At 44.1% G+C, this 24,236-nt stretch carries 19 protein-coding genes; 17 read left to right on the top strand and 2 right to left on the bottom strand.

Annotated elements, in window-relative coordinates:
• On the top strand, nt 1-736 hold a 736-nt coding region (locus tag QZ375_RS11015; protein WP_365728940.1), incomplete at its 5' end, for a response regulator transcription factor.
• Nucleotides 736-1,788 carry a HAMP domain-containing sensor histidine kinase gene (locus QZ375_RS11010; RefSeq protein WP_295219046.1) on the top strand — a complete coding sequence of 351 codons (1,053 nt, stop codon included), beginning with the start codon at nt 736-738 and terminating at the stop codon, nt 1,786-1,788. The genes QZ375_RS11015 and QZ375_RS11010, both read left to right, overlap by 1 nt.
• Here QZ375_RS11010 and QZ375_RS11005 read toward each other — a convergent pair.
• Nucleotides 1,769-2,068 (bottom strand): AzlD domain-containing protein, encoded by a 300-nt coding sequence (locus QZ375_RS11005; RefSeq protein WP_295219043.1) that lies wholly within the window; start codon nt 2,066-2,068, stop codon nt 1,769-1,771. The two genes, QZ375_RS11010 and QZ375_RS11005, sit on opposite strands and share 20 nt — an antisense overlap.
• Nucleotides 2,065-2,766, bottom strand: a complete 702-nt coding sequence (locus QZ375_RS11000; RefSeq protein WP_295219041.1) for an AzlC family ABC transporter permease — start codon at nt 2,764-2,766, stop codon at nt 2,065-2,067. Before QZ375_RS11000 ends, QZ375_RS11005 begins: the two co-directional genes overlap by 4 nt.
• A 297-nt stretch (nt 2,767-3,063) precedes the next feature.
• Between QZ375_RS11000 and cysK the strand changes: the two genes are divergently transcribed.
• The 15 genes from cysK (at nt 3,064) to QZ375_RS10925 (ending at nt 24,154) form a co-directional block, all read left to right on the top strand.
• Nucleotides 3,064-3,990 carry a cysteine synthase A gene (gene cysK / locus QZ375_RS10995; RefSeq protein ID WP_295219038.1) on the top strand — a complete coding sequence of 309 codons (927 nt, stop codon included), beginning with the start codon at nt 3,064-3,066 and terminating at the stop codon, nt 3,988-3,990.
• Between the two features lie 232 nt (nt 3,991-4,222).
• On the top strand, nt 4,223-8,764 hold the full coding sequence (locus tag QZ375_RS10990; protein WP_295219036.1) for a leucine-rich repeat protein: 4,542 nt from the start codon (nt 4,223-4,225) through the stop codon (nt 8,762-8,764).
• Between the two features lie 21 nt (nt 8,765-8,785).
• Nucleotides 8,786-9,895 (top strand): AAA family ATPase, encoded by a 1,110-nt coding sequence (locus QZ375_RS10985; protein ID WP_295219034.1) that lies wholly within the window; start codon nt 8,786-8,788, stop codon nt 9,893-9,895.
• Between the two features lie 24 nt (nt 9,896-9,919).
• A complete protein-coding gene (locus QZ375_RS10980; RefSeq protein WP_365728934.1) occupies nt 9,920-11,275 on the top strand; it encodes a CpaF family protein in 1,356 nt (451 codons plus the stop codon).
• Nucleotides 11,276-11,289: 14 nt separating this feature from the next.
• Entirely contained in the window at nt 11,290-12,111 is an 822-nt protein-coding gene (locus QZ375_RS10975; RefSeq protein WP_295219031.1) for a hypothetical protein, read from the top strand.
• Between the two features lie 12 nt (nt 12,112-12,123).
• A complete protein-coding gene (locus QZ375_RS10970; protein WP_295219028.1) occupies nt 12,124-13,047 on the top strand; it encodes a type II secretion system F family protein in 924 nt (307 codons plus the stop codon).
• 13 nt (nt 13,048-13,060) lie between these two features.
• A complete protein-coding gene (locus tag QZ375_RS10965) occupies nt 13,061-13,207 on the top strand; it encodes a hypothetical protein (RefSeq protein ID WP_295219026.1) in 147 nt (48 codons plus the stop codon).
• Between the two features lie 119 nt (nt 13,208-13,326).
• On the top strand, nt 13,327-13,554 hold the full coding sequence (locus QZ375_RS10960) for a hypothetical protein (RefSeq protein ID WP_295219023.1): 228 nt from the start codon (nt 13,327-13,329) through the stop codon (nt 13,552-13,554).
• Nucleotides 13,555-13,823: 269 nt separating this feature from the next.
• Nucleotides 13,824-14,420 (top strand): hypothetical protein, encoded by a 597-nt coding sequence (locus QZ375_RS10955; protein ID WP_295219021.1) that lies wholly within the window; start codon nt 13,824-13,826, stop codon nt 14,418-14,420.
• 13 nt (nt 14,421-14,433) lie between these two features.
• On the top strand, nt 14,434-18,729 hold the full coding sequence (locus tag QZ375_RS10950) for a DUF5702 domain-containing protein (RefSeq protein WP_295219018.1): 4,296 nt from the start codon (nt 14,434-14,436) through the stop codon (nt 18,727-18,729).
• A 12-nt stretch (nt 18,730-18,741) separates the two neighbouring features.
• The gene (locus tag QZ375_RS10945; RefSeq protein ID WP_295219015.1) at nt 18,742-20,022 is read left to right on the top strand and encodes a hypothetical protein; all 1,281 of its coding nucleotides are present in this window, start codon (nt 18,742-18,744) and stop codon (nt 20,020-20,022) included.
• Nucleotides 20,023-20,038: 16 nt separating this feature from the next.
• The gene (locus QZ375_RS10940; RefSeq protein WP_295219012.1) at nt 20,039-20,713 is read left to right on the top strand and encodes a prepilin peptidase; all 675 of its coding nucleotides are present in this window, start codon (nt 20,039-20,041) and stop codon (nt 20,711-20,713) included.
• 20 nt (nt 20,714-20,733) lie between these two features.
• Entirely contained in the window at nt 20,734-22,116 is a 1,383-nt protein-coding gene (locus QZ375_RS10935; RefSeq protein WP_295219010.1) for a WG repeat-containing protein, read from the top strand.
• A gap of 15 nt (nt 22,117-22,131) precedes the next feature.
• Entirely contained in the window at nt 22,132-23,442 is a 1,311-nt protein-coding gene (locus tag QZ375_RS10930) for a DUF6382 domain-containing protein (protein WP_295219007.1), read from the top strand.
• Entirely contained in the window at nt 23,426-24,154 is a 729-nt protein-coding gene (locus QZ375_RS10925) for a protein phosphatase 2C domain-containing protein (RefSeq protein ID WP_295219004.1), read from the top strand. The genes QZ375_RS10930 and QZ375_RS10925 overlap by 17 nt, the downstream gene beginning before the upstream one ends.
• Nucleotides 24,155-24,236 lie beyond the last annotated feature (82 nt).

Genomic DNA, 24,236 nt, shown 5'->3' with positions numbered 1-24,236 from the left:
AGCCTTTCACTTGAAATACTTTGAAAGGAGTGTCGAGATTGTCTACTCGACTGAGGTCATGCAGAAAATATTGATTGTAGAAGATGATGTGATTATCTGCGGCGGGATAAAAGTCTATCTGGAAAGCAAAGGATTTATGGCAGACTGTGCTTATTCTGCTGCCCAGGCAAAAACTGCATTGCAGTCCAGATACAGTCTTGTCCTGCTGGACATCAACTTGCCTGATGGGGACGGTATGGAACTATGCCGGGAAATTCGGCAAAAAGGGAATACCCCAGTGATCTTTCTCACTGCCAATGACACCGAGGAAAACATGATTGCCGGATTTCGGCAGGGCTGCGATGATTATATTGCAAAACCTTTTTCAGTGGAACTGTTGTACCAGCGAATCCTGGCAGTATTGCGGCGCAGTCAGTCTACTGTGGAAAACGAAACGGTTTCCTATGGTGAATTGATGATGGATTTCAGTAGGATGCAGCTATATAAAAATGGAACTCCCGTGAAGCTCTCTGCCACGGAATTCAAGCTGTTGGAGATGCTTGTCCGCAACAAGGGACAAGTACTCACACGAAATGTGATTCTGGAACGTATCTGGGACTGCAACGAAAATTATATTGACGAAAATACTCTGAGTGTCCATATCCGACGTTTGCGGCAGAAAATTGAGACTGATCCGAAAAATCCCCGGTATATTATTACGGTTTTCGGGATCGGCTATACCTTTGGAGAATCGTGATGGATACAGAAAAATATCGGCAATACCGAAAATGGGTCATTGCATGGGAAATTTTACTGCCCCTTCTGGGTGCAATTTTGATTGCTCTGTTGACAAAAAATATGGGCGCAGCGTTAGCAGCTGCCGTCATGCTTGGGCTAGGTTCTATTCTGACGGAAGTACAACGGCGGCTGGATGATCGGTACATGATCAGTATTGCGGCAGATCTGTCGGAGCTGTGCGACAGCTTGGTGACCCTGGAGGAACGGCAGCTGTTTCCGGAAAATGAAGACAGCATTTTGTCGAAACTCCAGAGTAAGATCATGAAGCTTGTGAAGATCCTGAAAAAGAAAAACGCTGACGCATTTCGGGAGCAGGAGAATGTGAAGGCGTTGGTTTCGGATATTTCCCATCAGTTGAAAACACCCATTGCAAATCTGAAAATGTATTCAGAATTTCTGTCAGACGACAGTCTCACGGAACAGAAACGGAAGGAATATGTGGAAATCGTTCGGATATCTGTGGAACGTCTGATTTTTCTGTCAGAGAGTATGATCAAATTGTCCCGGCTGGAAAGCGGTTTGATCCATCTGCATCCGGAGGTACAGAGCCTGAATGAAACAGTGCTGAAAGCCATTAAGGATGTATTTGTCAAAGCAAGAGATAAGGGTGTGGAGATCATCTATGCTGGGGAGGAGTCGGTTTTTGTCTGTCACGACAAAAGTTGGACGGCAGAGGCGGTTTTTAACTTGCTGGATAATGCAGTGAAATATTCGCCGCCTGGCAGTGCAGTCGTAGTGACTATTCGGCGGCTGGGAATGTTTTCCGCAGTAGAAGTGGCAGATATGGCAGCACCCATCCCAGAAACGGAACGAACAAAGATCTTTGGCAGATTTTATCGGGGACAGAATAGCCGGAATACAGAGGGAATCGGTGTGGGGCTGTACCTGGCACGTGAAATTGCAGTGAAGCAGAAAGGATATCTGAATTTGTCCAGATGTGAAAATGGAAATGTGTTTTCGATTTTTTTGCCCGGAACAAAAGATGTCTGCCCTACACAAAAAATCCCGTGAGCAAGGCGGCTGCGGATGCGGCAAGAGCAACTACGATCAGGGGCAGATTCCAATAGGCAAGGATCACAGCAACAACTGTCCCCACTGCTGCTGTGATTATGTTTCCCGTGGAGTAAAAAATGGCAGGAATGGTCATAGCACTGAGCACTGCATATGGAATGTAATAGAGAAAGCTTCGGAAAAACCGAGAGCGGATCTTTTTGCGGAAAACAGTCATGGGAATCATGCGTATCAGATAGGTGACGCCTGCCATGACGGCAATATAAATGACAATGCTCATGACTGTTCCTCCTCATCTGGCACTGGAAATAGCAATGCCCCTACAGCGGCAGCCACTACTGCACAAAAGATAACAGCAAAGCCACTGGAAACAGCAGTGAAAAGATACCGGAACAGAATGCTGCATAGTGCGGCAATGCATACCACTGTCAGAACGCTGCGGCCTTTTCTTGCCGGCGGAATGATAATTGCCAGAAACATACCGTACAGAACAATGCCCATGGCATCGATAATGGCTTTCGGCAGGATCTGTCCGGCTGCTGCCCCCAGCAGTGTTCCGGATGTCCACCCGGCAAAAGCAACGAGTATCATGCCGTAAAGATATGGCGGTGTGAGTTTTTCCGGCTGGGCAGATGCAACGGCAAAGATCTCATCCGTGATGCCGAATGCGGTCAGGAGCCGCTGGGGAAGATGGAATTTGTTGTCTAGCTTTTGGGAAAGGGAAAGTCCCATGAGAGCATAGCGGATATTGATGACAAGCTGAGTCAATGCCATTTCCAGATAAGAACCTCCGGCGGCTATGATGCTCACGCCGGCGGCTTGTCCGGCAGAGGTGAGATTGGTCATGGAAATGGCAACAGCTGCCGATACAGGAAGTCCCGACCGGACGGCAAGAATGCCGAATCCAAAGGAGACAGAGAGATAACCCAATGCAATGGGGATGCCGTGAAGCAGCCCCTTTCTGAATGATGTGTTCAAAAATGATCCAGTCCTTTCGTGATCTTGAAATGTCATGTCTTATTTTATCATATTCTGTTAGAAAATGCAACCAGTGGCAGAAAACACACATAAGGAAACACCTGGAAATCTTCTGAATGGCGAACAATACGTTTTGCGTTTGTGCAATATTTATGGAATCGTCTTGCTTGGATTGTGCAAAAGGGATAAAAATAGAAAAAACTGTATCTATCTATTGACAGATACATTGAACTGTGCTATAATTCATATTAAACATATAGGTGATATAAGCGAATATCGGAAAAGGAGTATTGCATTATGAAAGTATATCAGAAAATCACTGACCTGATTGGCGGCACGCCACTGATGGAATTGGCAAACCTGGAAGCAGCAGAATCTATTCCTGCGAAAATCTATGGAAAGCTGGAATATTTCAACCCGGCAGGAAGCGTCAAGGACAGAGTCGCAAAGGGCATGATCGACGATGCAGAGGCAAAGGGACTGCTGAAGCCTGGCAGCGTGATCATTGAGCCTACCAGTGGGAACACAGGTATTGGTCTGGCGGCAATTGCAGCCGCAAGAGGATATCGGCTCATTATTGCGATGCCGGAGACCATGAGTGTAGAGCGCCGCAATCTGATGAAGGCATACGGCGCAGAGCTGGTGCTGACAGAGGGCGCAAAGGGCATGAGTGGTGCTATTGCAAAGGCAGAGGAACTGGCAAAGGAGATCCCCAACAGTTTTATTCCATCTCAGTTTACCAACCCGGCGAATCCGGCAGTACACGAAAAAACGACCGGGGTGGAGATTTGGGAAGACACAGATGGTACAGTGGATATTTTCGTTGCCGGTGTAGGTACAGGAGGCACAATTACAGGTGTGGGCAAATATTTGAAATCCCAGAACCCCAATATTAAGATTGTAGCTGTAGAGCCAAAAGGCTCGCCGGTGTTGTCTAAAGGTGTATCTGGTCCTCATGGAATTCAGGGCATTGGTGCAGGCTTTGTGCCGGAAACGCTGGATACCGATGTTTATGACGAGGTAATTGCTGTAGAGAATGAAGGTGCCTTTGCAATTGGCAGAAAAATCGCCAGAACAGAGGGCGTGCTGGTGGGTATTTCTTCTGGTGCAGCTGTATGGGCAGCAATTGAATTGGCAAAGCGTCCGGAAAACAAGGGCAAGACGATCGTAGCTTTGCTGCCGGATACAGGCGAAAGATATCTTTCTACGCCTATGTTCTCTTAAAATTTTAAGGCTGAATACATGCGGTATATCATATGAACTAGAGATAAAACGGGCGAAATCCGATTCTTTTGGATTTCGCCCGTTTTTGCTGTACTTTGCATTCATAGAAAATTTACGAAAACACATTGTTTTTTTTTTTTTTTTATGGTAGAATAAATTATCCATATTTAAAATGAAAGTAGGAAATATCTGGGCGGGTTATTTCCAGAAAATTAAGAGGAGGTTGTGTGTTGTGAAAACATGGAAACGTGTTTGCGCAGTCATGCTTGCAGGGCTGATCAGTGCAGCAGGACTGCCGCAGCTGAGAACTGTGATGCCGGAAGGGGAAATGGTGGCTTCAGCGGAGACAATAGGGACATATGGTGACCTGACTTATACGGCGTATAGTGATTGCGTATATATCACAGACTGCGATGCTTCTGTCACTAGTGTGGAAATACCGACGGAAATTGACGGTTTGCCGGTGACAGCGATTGATGAGTATGCCTTCGCAAATTGTACGTTACTTACAACGGTGACGATACCGAATAGTGTGACAACGATTGATGATTACGCCTTCTCAAATTGCAAAATGTTAACAGACTTGACAATACCAGATAGCGTGATATATATTGAGGATTATGCTTTTCAGAATTGCAGTTCTCTGGAATCTGTTTTACTTCCTATCAATGTTGGGCATGTGTCGATGGGAGCGTTTTATGGCTGTGATGTGCTGCAAACAATCACTTTTGAGAATATGACATGCTATATTTATGGAAGTGCATCGACTATTCCGGAACAGGCAAAGATTTATGGTTATAAGAACTCAACAGCCATAGAATATGCAGTAAAATATGGCCGGAGTTATGGGATTAGTTCAATGGCGACTTCTGGTTTGTTTGGAGAAGATCTTCAATTACAGTGGAACTATAGTTCAGATACAGCAACGTTGACAATTTCTGGATATGGTGTGATCCCGGACTATACAAGTACCAATGAAGCTCCTTGGAAAGAATATAAAAATAATATTAAATATATTGTCATTGAGGATGGAGTTACAGAAATCGGTAACTATGCATTTTACGAAATGAATCATACAGAATCGGTTACGATTGCTGATGCCATCACAAGAATTGGATGCCATGCTTTTGATGAAAGCGATATAGAGGAATTGTATATTCCGGCTTCTGTAGAGTCAATCGATTCTTATGCACTGGGCAGCTGTAATAATATCATCATCGAAAATCCATCCTGTACTTTTGCAAATTATATTCTTAACATATGGGATCCTCCTATTTTGTACGGGTATGATGATTCTACAACGGAAGCGTATGCGAAGGAACATGGCGTTGCTTTTTCCAATATGGATGGCACGAGCGGCGTGTGCGGTGAGGATGCCGTCTGGACGCTGGATGCAGACGGCGTTTTGACGATCTCAGGTACGGGCAGCATATTTGATTTCAGTTGTTATGCGGATAATACATCAGACGATTATGATAATCCTATGACAACACCTTGGACTAAGGTGCGGGACAACATCATAAAGGTAGTTGTAGAGGATGGTATCACAAGAATTGGCGATTGGGCATTCGGATGTCTAAAAAATGCTGAAACTGCAATCATTGCGCATTCTGTTGAAACATTGGGAAGTTCGATTTTTCATTATAGCACTTTTTCACGGATCTCCATATCTCAGAATATCCAGAATATCGAGGGATGGACATTTTTTGACTGCAAAAACATTACATCATTTATTGTGCCTGAAAGTGTGACAAGTGTTGATGGGCATGCATTTTATGGAAGTTCTTTAACAAAGGTTACCTTCCTCAATCCGGATTGTTCCATTTATGACGACAGCAACGTGATTCCTTCTGATACTGTAATTTACGGCTATAGCGGCTCTACAGCAGAAGCCTATGCCGAAACTTATGACAGAACTTTTGTGGCACTGGATGATTCGGATACCATTATATTGAAAGCGGCGGATGTTTCTCTGACTTTGGACGAGCTGCGGGCAGCGGATTATCAGGTGGAAGTGCCCATTTATTTGGAGAATAATCCGGGGTTTACAGGTATTACATTTATAGTGCATTATCCAAATGGTATTACTTATACAGGTTATACAGGTGGGGGTATGCATGATTATCCAGATTATAATGCGGTTTTTGTTTCAATTGTTAGTGCAAGTGTAATTGAAAGCGATTCTCTTTGCTCACTGAAATTTACACTTCCAAGCAATACAAATGTAGATGATGAATTTACATTTTATATATCAGATGAAATAAATGGAGAGATATATAATTATTTTAAAAATAATGCGGTTGGAGAAGAATATAGCTATATTCCAATTAGCGGCTCTATTACGATCCTGCCAAATCCGGATTCTACAGAAACAGGGATCGCTACAGCAACTACCACAATAACAGAAACGACCACTACCACAACGACTTCAAGTACGACCACAACAACGACCACTACCTCAACAAACACTTCCGTCACAACTTCGACTTCTGTAACGACTTCGACCACTGCATCAACAGGAGAGAAAAGCATCAGCTATGACATTGACGAGATCTATGTTTATCCGGGTGAGGAAGAAGTGATCCTGCCGGTATGGCTGACCTCGGAGAAAGAGGCGTTGTTCTGCCAGGGGATTACTGGCGTCATTGCTGTGCCGGAACTGACCGCAGATCTGATCTCGCTGTCTTATGGCACAGATTCTTATGGTATGTTCTTTGGCGACAGCAGCATGATCAACTTGACTGATTTCAATCAATATCTGAGCATGAATGAAGCCGGCAGAAAGAGCTGTGATGAAAGTTATCGCTGGATCCGGTTTGCACTATCGCAGAAAAGCGGAGATGCAGCAAATCCCATTGGGGAACTGTTTGAACTTTATCTGGATATTGCCGACGAAGACCAGGTAGAAGCGCTTGCCCAGGCGGCAGGGCTGAGCCTGGAGACTGGGGAATATGAGGGGAGAACTGTACAGTATTACGAGTTCCCACTCACATGGGCACCTGCCGGTGAGGATAAAATGATCAGCGGTACGGATGTAGTATTCCTGCCACGGTATCAGTGTGTAGATGATATGTCAAACGATCTGTTTGAGGAACAGGTCAGTCTCCAGGATGGCAGTATCCGTGTCATTGTGGACGATCCTGAGAACACGACAACAACGACAACTGTCATCACTACAACAGATACAACTGAATCAGAAACCACAATGACTGAAACGACTTCTAAAACCACTTCTGAAACCACTACAACAAAAGCAACAACGACTACAACTGCTGCATCTACTACAACAACTTCAAAGAATACAACGACAACACAAACAACAACATCGTCAAAGACAACTACCACTACCACCACAACACAGATAATAACATCGTCAGAGACAACTACCACAGCAACACAGACAACAACATCGTCAGAGACAACGACTACGACAACACAGCCTGAAACAACGACGACCACTACAACGACAACAATTACAACAACTTCTAGTACGACGACTACCACTACCACTACCACTACTACTACCACAAGACGGACACTACAAACTTTTACGTTCACAACAACAACGACGACTACCACTACCACCACTCAGCCTATAACATCGGAGACTACTACTACCACTGCTGCTGCTACAGTACCAACGACAATCAGTACAGAAACCACAGAGACCACACAGACCACGCTGGGCAATACATTGTCGAATGTAAAAGATAATATTTTCTGGAAACTGGAAGTGGGTGAAGATGGTATTGCATATCTTCATATTTTCACGGATAAGCAAAATGTCAAGCTGACGGCGAATTTGCTGCAAGATATCAATCCACAGCTGGAAAACCGACCGGATCTGCTGGAAAAGGTCTCAAAGCTGATCGTTGATATTGATGGCGTGCAGAGCATTGAAGAAGGAGCGTTTAATCCCGTGAGCTTTCAGAGCGGTATGGAACCGTTGAAGGAACTGATGAGTCATCTGGATACGGTGGATCTCAGTGCGAGCGTGAAGAAGATCAATGGATTTGCATTTTGTCAGACTTCTCTGAATACGCTGATTTTTGCAGAAACGCTGACTTCTATTGGACAAAGTGCCTTTTCCGGCACGGATATTTCCGAGATTTGGCTGCGTATGTCCGATAGCGAGATCTCGGAAAAGGAAATGACCTATCAGAAGTGGCTTGAATATACAACGTATGACATAAAATATCTCATTGCAGCGGAATCTGATCTGGAACTGTCGGAGGAAATGATCGAAGCCGTGTCACAAATGCAGCTGAAAACTATCGGTGATATTGCGTTTTACGACTGTGCCTTTACAGATATCATACTCCCTGCTGCGACGACTACAATGGAACCGAGCAGTGTGGGATGGAAGGCTGTTCCGGAGTACAACAGTTCCATTCAGATCGATGACTTTACCATCTATGGCTGGACAAATTCAACTGCTCAGAAATATGCAAATAACACCACCAATCAGCTCAATTTTGTTGCAGTGGATAAACTTGGTGAAGGATCAAAGGGGGATGTGAATCTGGATGGAAAAGTAGATGGTACAGACGCATATCTGATCCTGGTATACTATGCACAGAAATCTGTAGGCATATCGGCATCTTTCGGGGCATTGTCGGGCATTACGGATGTATCAGAGGACGAACTGTTCCAGAATGGTGATGTAGATGAAAGCGGCGATATCAGCGCATCGGATGCATATTATGTTTTGCTGTATTATGCATCGGCATCTGTGGGAAAGAATGTAACATGGGATCAGGTAATTTCAGCGTAAAGAGGAAGTGGGGAAAAGAATATGAAAATACTGATTCTGGAATCGGATATGGAATATGTCCAGAGACTAGAATATTATCTGAACTTGTATGCGGCGGAGATGCAGATCCTTGGGTTTGATTCTCTGGAAAAATTGCAGGAGTATATGGAACACGAAGAATTTGATGTGGTACTCTGCGGAGAGTCTGTAGGTCTGACAGAAAAAAAGGAATTGGCGATTCCTTTGGGACAGATCCCTTTTGCATGGCTTTCCGGAAAGCATGAGCTTATTGATCATGAAAAGACCATTTATAAATATCAAAGTGTTCCAAAGATCTATGAGCAGCTGTGTGATCTATACGAGTCAGTGTATCAGCATACGCTGATTCGGGAGCAGAAAGGGCTTTCTGTTCACGGTGATCAGGCACAAGAACCAAAGGTGATCACCTTTTTTCCCATACACGGCGGTGCCGGGAGCTCTGTTATGGCAGTTTCCTGTGCTCAAAGCTTTTCTAAGGAGCATAAGGTGCTCTATCTGGATCTGGAGCAGTTTTGCAGTGAGAGCTATTTTACCTCGGACAACACCAAAACCTTTTCGGATGTGATTGCAGAAGTGCGGGGAAAATACACGTCGGAAAGTTTACAAAAAACCATTGACCTGGCAATTTGTCATGAAACGGATATTCACCCGGAAAATCTGTCGTTTATAAAGGGTTGTAAAAATGCAGCCGATATCGCATGTCTTTCCGGGAAAACACTGGGGGAGATTCTGGAGCTGCTTCGCAGTTCCAAGCAGTATGACTACATTTTGTGTGATGCCAGTATGGTCGTTGGTGATTTGACCACGGCATTGATCCAGAAGTCAGACAAGCTGGTATTTACCATGGATGCATCTAACCTTGCTAACCAGAAACTGAAAAAGGTACAACGGTATGTACAGGTTGAACAGCGCAATGCTTCCGGTGAGCCGGCAGAACAGTTTCTCATTTATAACAAATATTATGCAGATGCGGATTTGTCAGATTACACTAAGGGAATGGTCGTTGTGGGGAAATTCGGCCGCTATCGGCTGAAAGACAATCAGCAAATCAGCCGTCAGACCATTGTGCAAAATATCTGCCGTACACCTCAGCTCTTTGAAAAGCTGCGGTAAGCGGCGCAGGAGAGGATGCTGAAAATGACGCAGAATGAAATTTTGGAGGAAATTGTCGGAAAAGTCTGCGATCTGATCGATTATACTTCCGCCAATCAGGAGGAAAAGTCCGAAAGTGGATTTCAGTTCGCCAAAAGCAAATCGGAGAGCCGAAAACGAATGCGGGATGCCGATGATGATACTTATAAAGAGTACATAAAAGAACTAGTTGCCGGTATGCTGGATGAAAATGATGACTATCTGACAAGCGATCAGTCGTTGGTGTATATTTCGCCCCAGGATAAGGCAGTGATCGTGGAACGTGTCTTTGGTATGTACCGGGGGCTGGGCATTCTGGATACGATCCTCATGGATGAAAGCATTACAGAAGTAATGATCAATGGTCCGGACAATATCTTTGTGGAACGAAACGGCAGAGTGGTACGTCTTAATCAGAAGTTTGGCGGCAAGGGTATTGATGGTGCCGTGGAACTGAAAAAAATCATCCACCGGATCGTGGATATTTCAGGACGTGAAGTCAACCAATCAAAGCCAATTGCCGATGCAAGACTTCGTGACGGTTCCCGTGTCAATATCGTGTTGTATCCCATTGCCATGCACGGAGATACGGTTACAATCCGTAAGTTTTCCAAAAAGCCTATGAGTGTGGAGAAACTCATTGAATACGGTTCCATTACACAAGAAATTGCAGATAAGCTGCAAAATCTGGTAAAGGCACGGTATAACATCTTTATCAGCGGCGGTACTGGTTCAGGAAAAACTACGTTTCTCAATGCCATGTCCAATTATATTCCCTCTGATGAGCGTGTTATTACCATTGAGGACTCCGCAGAGTTACAGATCACCCGAGTGGACAATCTGGTCAGTCTGGAAACGAAGAATGCCAATACTTCCGGCGAGGGTGCGATCACCATCAAGGATCTGATCAAGTCTTCTCTGCGTATGCGTCCCGACCGTATTGTTGTCGGCGAAGTGCGTGGTGAAGAGGCGCTGGACATGCTCCAGGCAATGAATACCGGTCACGATGGTTCTCTTTCTACGGGTCACGCAAACTCCGCAAGAGATATGCTAAGCCGTCTGGAGACTATGGTCTTGCAAGGTGCTGCTGCGTTGCCGTTGGATGCAGTTCGGCAGCAGATCGCTTCGGCACTGGATCTCATTATTCATTTGTCCAGACTTCGTGACCATTCCCGAAAGGTCGTGGAGATCGTAGAGGTGCTGGGCTATGAGAACGGGCAGATCCGCCTGAATTCTCTGTACAAGTTTGAGGAAGATGAATTGTCAACGCCGGAAAAAGTACACGGTAGCCTGAAACGCACGGAAAATCCCATGGTGAATGTGGAAAAATTACAGCTGGCAGGCATACGGATGGATTTTTAATAGGGGTGATTTTGTTGAAAAAAGAAAAACAAGCAAAACAGGAAAAGCCGAAAAAGGCAAAGAAAAAAGAAAAATATGTGGAGTATCACGGGCTGACCGGAGAGGGTGTTGACTATCATGTCTATAAACTGAATCCGGCAGAGACCATGCTAGCGGTTCTGGTAGGCGGCGGCGCAGGATTTCTGGCGGCATATATTTATTTCGGAAATGCTATCCTTAGTTTTCTGGTGGCACTGGTCGCAGCATGGAAAGCTATCCCTCTGTACCGGGATCGTCTCCAGAAAAAGCGTGTCAACGCCTTGACGCTCCAATTCCGGGACATGCTGGAATCCCTCAGTAACTCCTATACGGTAGGACGCAATGCAAACGATGCATTTACGGATGCCCTGGAGGATATGCGGGCAGAGCATGGGGAAAATGCGTATATCACACAGGAATTGCAGCTGATCCGCCACGCCAGAGATATGTACGGCATTGAGATCCGGGATCTGGTGGTGGATCTGGGAAAACGCAGCGGCATTGATGATATCAACAGCTTTTCCAGCGTATTTGCAATTTCCAATGATCTGGGCGGCGATGTGGGCAAGGTCATCCGGGAAACCCGGGATATCATCAGCGACAAGATCGAGATCCAGATGGAGATCCAGACGATGGTGACTTCTCAGAAAAACGAGCTGAATATTATGGCTGTTATGCCCTTTATTGTGGTATTTGCGACCAATATGCTCGTTTCGTCACCGAACAATATTTTAGTGCTTGCCATAAAGCTGGTTGCACTGGCGATTTTTGTAGGCTCCTATTGGATGGGTACTAAAATCGTGCAGATCAAAATATGAGGGGGAATTAAAATGGGATTTTTGACAGCAAGTATGCCTTATGGGGTTATGTTTGTCTGCGGCATCCTGGCAGTGATTTTCCTGTGTATCTATGCATTTCTGTATCTGGCATATTACAAGAAATATGCGGATATGCTGGACGCAGCGGACAGCAAGATCTTTACTTTAAAAGAATTGTATTTCCTGGGATTCGGTGTGATTGAGATATGGGAGAAGATCACGGGAAAGCGCATTACCCATTCGCCTAAGGCAATGGCGCATGTAAAAGAACTGATCGAGGTATTCGGACGTGACAATGCAGAGTTTTACTATTATGTAGAACGTTCGGGAATGATCTCCATGCTGATATTGTGCATTCCGCTGGGATTTATGGCGGGTTGTGTTTCCGGCATGTACATCGGACTGATCTTTGGTCTGCTCATTGCAGCGCTCCTGGTGAATGGGGTGCGGTCGCATATCAAGGAAATGATCAAGAATAAGAAGGACGAGATCGTGGTGGAATTTCCGCAGATGGTATCGAAAATCACGCTGCTGATCAATGCCGGTATGGCAGTGCGTCGGGCTTGGGACGAGGTAGCTTGCTCCAACTATGAGAATAAGCTCTACGAGGAAATGCGTGTGACAAGCATGGATATCCAGCAGGGCATGGCAATTGAGGATGCAGTCAATCTCTTTGCACAGCGGTGTGCCACAAAGGATATCCGGAAGTTTGCGTCCATTTATATCCAGGCAGTGCAGAAGGGTGCAGCGGAATCCATTAAATCCATGAAAGAAATGTCCGATGCAGCCTGGGAAGAAAAGAAACAGCTGGCAAGGCAGAAAGGCGCTACGGCAGCGCAGAAGCTGACGATTCCAAATATGCTGATGTTTGTGGGATTATTGCTTCTGGTAGTTGGACCAATGGGAATTTCTTTGATGAGTTCGTTCTCTTTTTAAAATGTGGGTAAATGTGATGAATGGGAAAAAAGCGATTGTTTTAAGCATCATTCTGGTTTTGATCATTGTAGGTTTGATTGTATTGAAAGAAACGGGCTTCCTGCATGAAATAAAAATAAAACTGGATGAACTGATTGCACCGATCAAAAGTGCATTCTAATTTGATATTGATCTGCTAATACAGATTGATATAAAGCTGAGAGGCGTATTCTGTTTTTCTGTCTGTATCGGCTGCGGAGGTACGACAAAGATGGAAAAACGAAAAAGGGGGTGAACGGGATGAAGGCTTACATGATGAAAGCGTACTTAACTGTGATGAATAAGATTGCTTCACTCAAGGATAATGAGGATGGTATGGAAACTGTCCAGGCAATTATTTTGGTTGTTGTTGGGCTTGTTATTGTTGTTGCTCTTATCACTATTATTGGTAAAGATGAAAATTCTGGTCTTTTTAGTGTTATTAAGCAAAAATTAAGTGATATTGGCATTAATATTAATGGAAAATAAAGCAAACGGTTCATAATGGGCTTGATTAAATTCTAATAATTTTTTGTGCTGAAAATCGCAGCGTTTCGGCACAATTGCAAGTTGATTAATGTGGAGTCGACCTGCAATTGTGCCGAGAACTTGATGTTATGAGGATGATGAATATGTTATTGGATAAAATACGCTTTTTTTTAAAAAACGAGAATGGTGTGATGGTTAGTATAGAAGCTGTCTTTTTATATCCATTTACCATTTTTGTGGTTTTTGCTTTAATTTATATGGGCTTATATATGTTTCAAGGTGTAGCTTTACAAAATTATGCGCAAAAAGTTGCAGTCGTTGCGGCAAGAGAGATTTCCTATCCAGGGTATATGAACCTGGCAGAGGGCGGAGACCCGGTCTCCATTTTCGGGACAAATGCCATCGACTGGGAAACGAACGTGAAAATTGAAGTCAAAAAGGCAACCATCTATCCTTATCGTTATCTGACCACTCTTGGAAAAGGTAAAATTCTGGATGATGCTCAACTGAAAAATTTGCAGGAAGTGGCATCAAGCATTGTGACGGAAAATAGCCTCCTCGTAACAGACAAACCGATTGAAATTGAAATAGAAACAGAAAATTATTTTATTTCCCAACAAGTGGACATTACAATAACAGAAACACTGCCGACCCCCGGCGTTTTTTCCTGGTTCCGTGAAACGAGTAAGCTTTCCGCTACCGCTTCCGCCACGGCGAATGACCCGGACGAATATGTGCGCAATACGGATCTGGTTTTCGATTTCCTGGATATTCTGGGCAAAAAGCTGGGCATCAAGGACGGCATCAGCGGGGCAATCGAAAAGGTGAAATCCGTGATAGAAGATATCAATAAAATAGGCTTATAAGGGGGAACTGAGGATGTTACATTTTTTCCGGAAGGTGCGCGGCTCGGTGTCGCTGATCCTGATTCTGATCATGCTGCCTATGATGACATATGCGACTATGATCGTGGACGGCACACGTGTCATGAGTGCAAAGACGGCAGTCTCCGGGGCGGGAGATCTGACTATGAATACGGCACTTTCTACCTATGATGCGGCACTGAAAGATGCATATGGACTTTTTGCCATGTGCGATAATCTGAATGATCTGGAGACTACGTTTTCTGCCTACTTCAGCAATACCATGGCGGGCACACTGACGGAATTGGGTGTTGCAGAAAATGATCCAACTCGTGATTATATCAATCAGATGACTGACACGGTAACAAGGCAGATCCTTGGAGGCGATTCAGTGAATCCGGATGAACTGGTGAACCATCTTGCTATGGATGTCAGTGACCTTCAGGTAACCGGGAATTCCTCTTCTACCCTCGGCAACCCGGCTGTCATGAAGCGGCAGATCGTGGAGTATATGAAGTACAAAGCACCGATTATGTTTGCAGCGGACATTATGGATAAGCTGGAGATGTTCAAGGGGACAGAGCAACAGACAGAGGCAATCGGTGCACAGATCGATTATACAAAAAGCTGCGACTCTTTGCAGGAAGCCTGTGAAAATGCGAAAAATTCCATTTATGCTTATAATGATGCTGTAATTCAACTGGATAGCATTGCTGGAAAAAATGCTGCTTCTTATTTTGATGCAAGGGTCGGAAACGCAGGTTCAACTGATACAGTTTACGCTGATTTGCAGTCTGCAACGGAAAATCTGATCTATTTCAAGAACCTGTATACTTTCTGGGATACTTCGCAGAATGTGCATATTGCGGATATTGATACCACAACAAAGAGTGGTATCGAAACAGCATTAAAAGATCTTTCGTACTACAAATTGAAAGCAAATACATCCACAGAAACATATGATTATTCATTTATCAAGCGAGAAACTCAGACTGAAAGTATGGACTCCGCAATGTCAAGTTTTATTGGCATGATGAATGAAGAAATTACAAATCCGGAGGATCCAGCACAGGTAATTCATTTGTGGGAATCTTCCTATAATTCCCAGAAACTTGAAAATACGATTGCACTGAAAGCAAATTTTGATGAGCTTGAAGGTATGGTGGAAAATAACAAGAGTGCTTTTCAGGAAGTTTACACTGAATTAATAGAAGTCCAGAATAAAACAGATTCGGTTGAATTTATTACAGCCTATTATAATTTTTTGCAGAAACATAGTTTTGATGAATTGGGGAAATTATGTGGTATTCATCAAACATGGTACAATTATGGTGAAGATTATTTTAAAGCACTTGGAGACTGTCTGACAATTATCAACAGCAACAATGAATGGAAGGCAAATACATCAACTGATTCTCTCGGTAAAATTTCAATTTCTGGTGTAGATACAAATTCTTTTTCATTTGCACAGTGGCAGAAATACAAACTAGTTTGTGCTTATATTTATTTATTGGAAGAAATTTGCGGATGCACGCTTGTTACAAAAACCGATGGTATTATTGATGTGTCCGAAATAAAAAATAAGGATACATATGAAAATCTGACAAGCTCCTTTTCGCCGGATTTGCGTGGCATGTTGCAAAGTGTCATCAATGCATGTGCATCCAAACGTGACGTATATCTGAACACAGCGAAAACCCAGTTTGGAAATGCCAATAATAAGATCAGCGAATATGTTGGTCAGCTGAAAACCGTAAAAGAAAAGATCGGTACGGTTTGTACAGATATGGACAACGTCTTGAAGTATGCCAAGGAAGTACATACTTCATTAGATAAGTGGGATGGTGAAATTAAAAAAACACCTGACGGCGGTACAAAGAATACCATGCAGGCGACTCATGATGCGGAAGAAAACAAAATAGTGCTGGATGAAGTGGAGGCACTGAAGACCTTTGCATATAACCAGAAAAAAGCGTATGAGGATTACTTTAATTATATTGATTCTATCACGTATTTCGGAGAAAAGGCGGTCAGCAGTGGTCAGCTGAATGCAGAGACATTTGTGGCAAACAGCGTTACCGGCGGTAAATGGAGAACAGAAAGCACATACAATACGGCTACGCAGATCGATCTTACCAAGTCAAAAGATGCTTCCGGTATGGCAAGCGACTGCATGAAGAATTATTTCCAGCAGAACGGGAAAGAAGTGACCGGCACACCAGGTGATATGAAAAATGCAGTACAGCGGAACGGCGGCGCATATTTTATACAGTTTGGCTTTGTGCAGGTAGCTCTGAATACAACCAGTACCAATGGTGTGACAAGAGACAGCAATTATATTTATAACACCTATTTTGGCGGCAATGCAGATCAGAATGCAAAGACCTTTTATGAGAAACTGATCAATATTACGACAAAGCTGCAAAATAATGATGAAACTAAGAAAACACAATATAAAGATGAATTACAAGGGAAAAGTACAAATAATTCCACTCTAACAGATGACCAAAAAGAGGCCAATGAAAAAACAAATACGAAAGCGGATAATGTCTCAACAGCTTCATCGATTGAAGGACGCAAACCTGGAAATACAGAATCAAATGAACTGTCAGCACCGGCTGCTTTTAAAGATATCACCGGAATCGATAATGGTGAAAGCGCACCGGAAGGCAGCGGTAGTGCCAGCGATGCACAAAAAATTGGAGGAAATACCTCTGGCAGCATTGATGAGATCAAAGGTGACGAAGATAAGGACGGAGATAATAAAACAAAAGCTGAAAATCAAAAAAATACACTTAAAAGCGCCGGCGACTTTATGACCAAAATTGTAAATCTTGCAAATGAAGCGATCAGTAAAGCATATGTAGAAGAATATTTCACCAATATGTTCAGCTGTTATACCACTGATCTGGAAAATGGCAAAGTGTCAGATAAAAAAGAAACCTCTCTGGAAGGAAATATTCTGGCAAGCAATCACCATTACTTATACGAACAGGAGTATATCATCTGGGGCGGTGATGTCGGCGGCGCTGTGGGAAAGACCATGGGCGTGATTTATGGCATACGCTTTGTATTCAACACGATCTATGCCTTTACATCTGCGGAAGTACAGGAAATCGCATTGAATATTGCGACAGCAATTGCAGGCTGGACGGTGTTTGGCATTCCCATTGTACAAGCGATTGTAACTGTTATTTTGTCTCTGGCAGAATCGGGAATTGACTTATGGAAGCTGTCACAGGGCTACGACGTTCCGATTATGAAGTCGAGAGAGACATGGTCGTGCAGCATCAGCGGCATCTTGAATAATGTGACGAATGCGGCAATTGATAAAAGTGCAGAGCTTCTGAAGGGAATTGCAGAGGAACAATTAGAAAATGCAACGCAATCTCTGACGAATTTTGTGGAAGGTCAGGTGGATTCAGCGATGGAGTCTTTGAAAAATGCGCTGAATGCATCAATTTCTTCTGCGATATTAGATCTGTATGCGAAAACCGGCTTAGATGAAATGTTAAATAATGTAGATGAAATGAATAAAAGTATCAAATCGTCTATTGAACATGTTGAAGCGATTATTGATGAAAGCGATGCACCAGATGTCATCAAAAATGCGGAAAAACAAGCATTGGCTGAAATGGGTATTGATAGTATTGTTAATACTGTTTCTGGTAAAATCACTTCTGTGACAGAACCGTTAAATGCAAAAAATGTGGTTACTGAGATTCAAAAACGTGTCGGAGATGCGATTGATAGTAAAATCACGGATCCGCTCAAAGCTAATATAAAGACTGTAATTGAAAACGGCAGTAAAGAATTAAGTCAAGCGGTTGAAAATGGTGTTGATAAGGCGACAGGCAAATTGAAAGAAGGCGCCAAGGACAAGATCAACGATGCCATGGAAAAATATATGAAATCATCCAAGAAGAGCGGCAGTTCTGTCACAGAAGCTGACCCGAAGTCAAAGGGAAAAGGTCTGACTTTGAACTACAAGCAATACGTCAAGATCTTCACCCTGGTCGGATTGATGACCAACGAAGACGCCATGCTCCAGCGCTGTGCAGCACTGATCCAGGTCAATATGAATCAGAACGCAGATCTGCAAACCACAGGCAAAAAGGAATACCACCTGGGAACTGCATACACGTTGGTGGAAATTGACGCCACTGTGGAACTGAATACCATTTTCTCCTATGAGGCAAATGTCAATGGGCAGACAGAAGCAGAGGATGATGGTCTGTACAGCGGATTGAGTACCCTTTGGAACAATCCCGGAAAATCGCAGCTGCATTATCATAGTGTCATGGGGTATTAAGGAGGGATACAGATGAAGTGGCTGAAACAAGTGAAACGCAATGAAAAAGGTGATATTGCCATTGAGACCCTTTTGGGACTGATCGTATTTATTCTGGGCTTTATGGCTGTACTCATGTTTTCTATGCTGATGCGCCTGGAAGCGTCTACCCAATACGCAGTGGATCAGGTGGCAAAGGAAGTTTCCCAGTATTATTACATCGTGGAAAAAGCAGGACTGCTGCCGGACAGTCCGGCTGAAAAGCCGGATACGACTACGCTAAACGAAAATATCACAAATGCAGAGAATGCAATTGGCGATTTGCAAAAGCTGGCTGGTTCTGTCAGCTCCGGAAACTACGGTAATATCATGCAGCAAATAGAGACAGTGGGAAACAATGCCAACAGTGCAGTGTCTTCTGCTGCGACACTGAAAAACAGTATTTCCACCACAGACTGGAATGAACAGCTGGGCATTATTCTGAATCTGACTGTCCAAAGCGGTACCAACCGGTTGGTGGGCTGTTTGATCGCAGATCCGATTTGCTCCATGCTCTTCCCGAAATATATCTCGGCTTCTGATCTGGACGCTTATCTCAAAGCGAACGGCATCAAGGACGGCAAGGATGGTCTGCACTTTGAGCGCTCTTCCTTTCTTGCCGATGGATATACCATCAACGTGGTACTTAATTATAAGGTCAATCTGAAAGCACTGACCTTTGGCATGTATGACGGAGATATCTACGTACAGCAGACGGCATGTACCGCAGCATGGATCCATTATAAAGGCAGCGGTACAGGCGATGATAAGAACCTGAAAAATCTGTTTAGCCTCTGGGATATTGCAGGACAGGGAGAACGAGGAAAGAAAATTGTGTCATACATGGAAACCAAGGGTGGCTATGGTTTGAGCATAAAGAATGGCACTGGCTTTGACCTGTATGATGAATCCAGCAATACGCTGACCAAGATCAAATCCATTCACTTTTTCGATTCCAAAGTAACAGCAAAAAATGAAGACGGTACTTATACGCTTGATAAAAAGGTATTGAAGAATAGGGTCAGTCAGTATATGGGTGAGATGTATAATGAAGTGGATAAAGTGAACGGAAAGGTTACACTGGAAGGCAGCGGTGAAGAGAAAACACTGAATGACAGTACCAAGTATCAGATGGTCATTGTTGTTCCGGAGAATGCAAAACAGTTTTCAGGAGATATTGATGCAATTGTTGCCGAACTGATGGAAGATAAGAAATTTACAGGTAAGGGTTATGAAGTGAAGATTGTATACGACCAGTGTGAGATGGAAAGTTGAGCATAGGAGGATAGGTATGGAAATCATGTTAACCTGCATCGTGTCCGGGCTATTTGCGCTGCTCAGTGTTATACCGGGGCTGTACTATCGGTACTACTATATCAATGACAAGAAAAAGCCACAGCATTTGCAGCAGGTGCTGATGGCAAAACGGATCTGGATCCCAATGACAATATGTCATATATGCATTGGTGCAGTGATCATCGGGCTGACCATCTATTACAGGCTTTCCTGGGATACTGCATTGCGGGAGCAGGCAGTTCTGCATTTTCTGGCAGTCATTGCAAGCATTGACTTGTCTGTGAAAAAGATCCCCAACGGACTAGTCGCCGGGCTGCTGAGTGTCTGGATCTTGTTTTTTGCGGTGGATGCCATACGTGCATTTGATTTTTCAGAGATCGGTGCATTGCTTTTGCGCAGCGGACTGGGACTGCTGACCGGCGGCGGAATTTTGTTGATCTGTAAGCTGATCTCGCAAGGCGGACTGGGTGCTGGCGATGTGAAACTTTTTTCCGTGCTGGGCTTGTTTTATGGGATGATCGGTGTGCTGAATGTGCTGTTTTACACATGCCTGTTTACGGCAGTCGTCTGTATCGTTTTGTTGGTGGCAAGAAAGCTCCGGTTCAAGGATACTGTTCCCATGTCACCATTTATTCTGGCAGCAGCTGTATTGTATGATATTTTTTCTTGAAAATAGGAGAGGGTGTTATCATGAAAAAACTGGTGGGGCCACTGGTACTGGTGCTGATGATCGTGCTGTGCTTTGGCTCATGGAAAAATATTTTATCCGTGAATGGCAAGGAAGAAGCAGCTTATGATGCGTGCATTGAAAAGGCAGAGAAGTACGAGGCAAAGAAAATTTATATTGATGCCATTTATGCCTATCAGGATGCACAGACAATGCGGCCGGAAAATCTGGATCTGACATATAAAATTGCCAGTCTGTACGAGGAGCTAGGCGAAACAGAAAATTATCTTTCCACACTTCGAAAGGCATATACGAAAAATCCCCAGGATATGGAGACCTGTCAGATTCTCATTGAAGCGTCACTGGAGGAAGAGGATTATCAGACTGCATACAAAGATGTGCAAACTGCCTTGCGGCAGGAAAGCTGTACAGACCGCTGGAAGGAAACCATGGAAAACTACATGCTTCGGCTGCATTCAGTCGTTTCTTATGAGGAATATCTTGGTTATGATGCTATCGGGAAATATGTCTTTCCCATGGATGGTACAGCAGCCAGCGCAGTGGTACAGTTGAACGGCGCATACGGTGTTGCCGGGGCGGACAGTGATCTAATGTTGGATGTTGTCTATGAAGATGCCGGATTTCTTGGAGGCGGTTATTTTCCCGTTTGTCAGGACGGCGAATATTGCTATGTGGATAAAGATGCATACCGTCGCAGAGTTCCGGATTTTGCCGTAAACTGGCTTGGTAGTTTTTCTGAGAATTATGCGCCATTTCAAATGGGCACAGAGGACACATTGGAGCAGGAAATCCCCGATGAGCAAAAGGGAAAATACGGCTATCTGGATACGGATATGCAGGCGTATCATGTGGAATATACCTATGCCGGATGCTTTTCCAACGGCTATGCCGCAGTAGAACAAGATGGCAAATGGATGCTCATTAACAGTGAATTCCAGCCGGTGGGAAACGAAACATTTGAGGATATTTTGGTAGACGAAAATGGATTCAGTACGCAATACGGTGTATTCTGGGGTAAAACTGACGGTAAATATGCATTGTATGATCTGGAGGGAAAGCGGCTGTCAGAGGAAGCGTATACCGAGGTGAAGCCTTTTGCGTCCAGAGAGGCGTGTGCTGTCAAAATGCAGAATGGACGCTGGGGATTTGTGACCATTGACGGCAAAACACAGTTGGAAGGAACTTATGAGGATGCCAATTCCTATTGCTGCGGTTATGCGTCCGTAAAGCTGGAGGATGGCTGGACGCTGATCGATGCAGAGGAGAACGTCATGCTGGAGGACACTTATCTGAGTATGACACCGGTCTATGCAGATGGTTCCTTTGTGGCAGTGCTGGATGAAGAAGATATCCTGGTACATGTCTGGATGTACCAGTATGATTAAAAGAGAAAGAGTGGAATGAGCGTGGAGTTTTGTAAGTTTGAGAAAACCGAGCAGAAGTTGACCTATACTCTGCAGTCGCAGGATGTCCTGGATATGATCTCCGTGGAAATGATCCGGCGGAATCAGCGGGAGATGCACTGTCTGTTGCCCATACGGTTTGTAACAGAGAACGGGTATATTCATGCACTGGAATATGATATTTCCTTCATGAAAACGCTGGAAGAATATCTGAAGCACTTTGCCATAAACAAAAAGCGATTCGCAGAGATCGCTGTGACCGTTCTGGATCATCTGGAACGGTGCAGTTACTATATGCTGCCCTATACTCAAATCTCCATTCAGATCGGGGATATCTATCTGGATCCGGCAACCATGAGTATTGCATTGCTTTGTTTTCCGTTGAAAAATCAAGAACAGGAGATGAACCTGCGCAGTTTTTTCATGGATCTTTTGGAACATGTTTATTTGGATGTTAATTCTTTTGATGAAAACGGCGATTTTCAAAAGCTTTACGATACGATCAGCGAGCAGAAGGCGGATATTCTGACCATTCGGGAAGATCTGAATCTGTTTCTAGGAGAAACAGGGGATGCAGCAGGGAAACAAAATACAACGCCGGATTCTCGCAGAGAACATATGATCACCCGGAATGGTGAACAGTACGAAGTACGTCAGGATCTGGTAGAAGTGGCACAAGCAGTTCCGCAGATACCAGTGCAGAGTGCTGTTTCTGGCAGCGGTACTCAGGGGAAACTACGGATCCCATCGTTGAAATTGTTCTCCAAAGCACATGGAGAAGAATCGGCAAAGCCTTCAGGCGGCGGTCTTATGGCACAGCTGAGAAAAGCACAGGGCGGAACTACAGATGGTGTTTCGACGCAGATCCCCGGATCCGTACCACAAGTTGGTAACATTTCGTATCATCCGCAAACTTCCTCTCACAACAGCGGTACCATTCTCATTCTTCATGATGAGCCGGATACAAAAGCATTTCTTATTTGCAAAAACCGAAAACTGCAAATTGATCCCGAAGGAATTGGCATTGGCAGACTGCATGGTGTTACTCAGGAAAAGGTGGGGATCTTTTTTGACAGTGTTCATGTTTCCGCTTATCATGCGCTGTTGAGTTATGATTTTGAGCATGATTATTATACAGTAACTGATTTTTCCTCCACCGGTATCCGAAAAAATGGGGTACGTATTCCAAAGGGCGTGCCGGTACAGCTGGAACATAATGATGCGTTAACATTCGGAGATGTCCCATGCCGCATTGTACTAGAAACAGATGCAGAAAAGCAGGGAGGCACATATGGCAGTACAGTATGAGATCTTTACAAACATCGGAAAGCGGCAGGTCAATGAGGACAATGTTTGCGTGGCAAAAAAAGATGACAGCTATTGCTTTACCCTGGCAGACGGACTGGGCGGTCATGGAAAAGGTGAAGTGGCATCGCAGATGGTGGCACAATCAATCTGCGGAAAATTTAAAAATGAAGAAATTACAGAAAAATTCTTGAAAGATGCCTATGTAGAAGCTCAGGAAAAGCTGGCTTGGGAAAAGAAGCAGCGCCATGAGACAACTTCCATGATGACAACGGCCGTGTCTCTTGTGATCCGTGACAATACTGCGAAATGGGCGCATATCGGTGATTCCCGGCTGTATCTATTTCGAAAAAACAAAGTGGTGCTGCGTACCATTGACCATAGCGTGCCCCAGATGTTGGTGCTGTCTAAGGAATTGCGTGAACGTAAGATCCGCAATCATCCGGATCGGAATAAGCTTACAAAGGCATTTGGCTCAACAAAACGTATTATTGAGTGCACCGAATCGAAGAGTATGCCTCTGGACAGTTGTCAGAGTTTTTTGCTCTGTTCTGACGGATTTTGGGAATTGATCTACGAGCGGGAAATGTGCAGGACTTTGAAAAAGAGCAAGAGCGTTTCTGAGTGGGTCGATCAGATGGTAGAAATTATTGTGCGGCGCGGAAAGGACAGAGATATGGATAATTTCTCTGCCATTGCCGTATGGATAAAGTGATTTGTTTTATAAAGGTTAGAGCTTCAAAAAAGTCCAGCTAAGAAAAGTCAATAGTTGTGGAGCAGAGTTTACAAAAAATTCG

Origin of the sequence: Ruminococcus sp., assembly GCF_019417665.1 — a bacterium.
GTDB lineage: Bacteria > Bacillota > Clostridia > Oscillospirales > Ruminococcaceae > Ruminococcus_C.
Note: the sequence above shows the minus strand (reverse complement) of the source record. Positions and strands in the feature narration are given on the sequence as shown.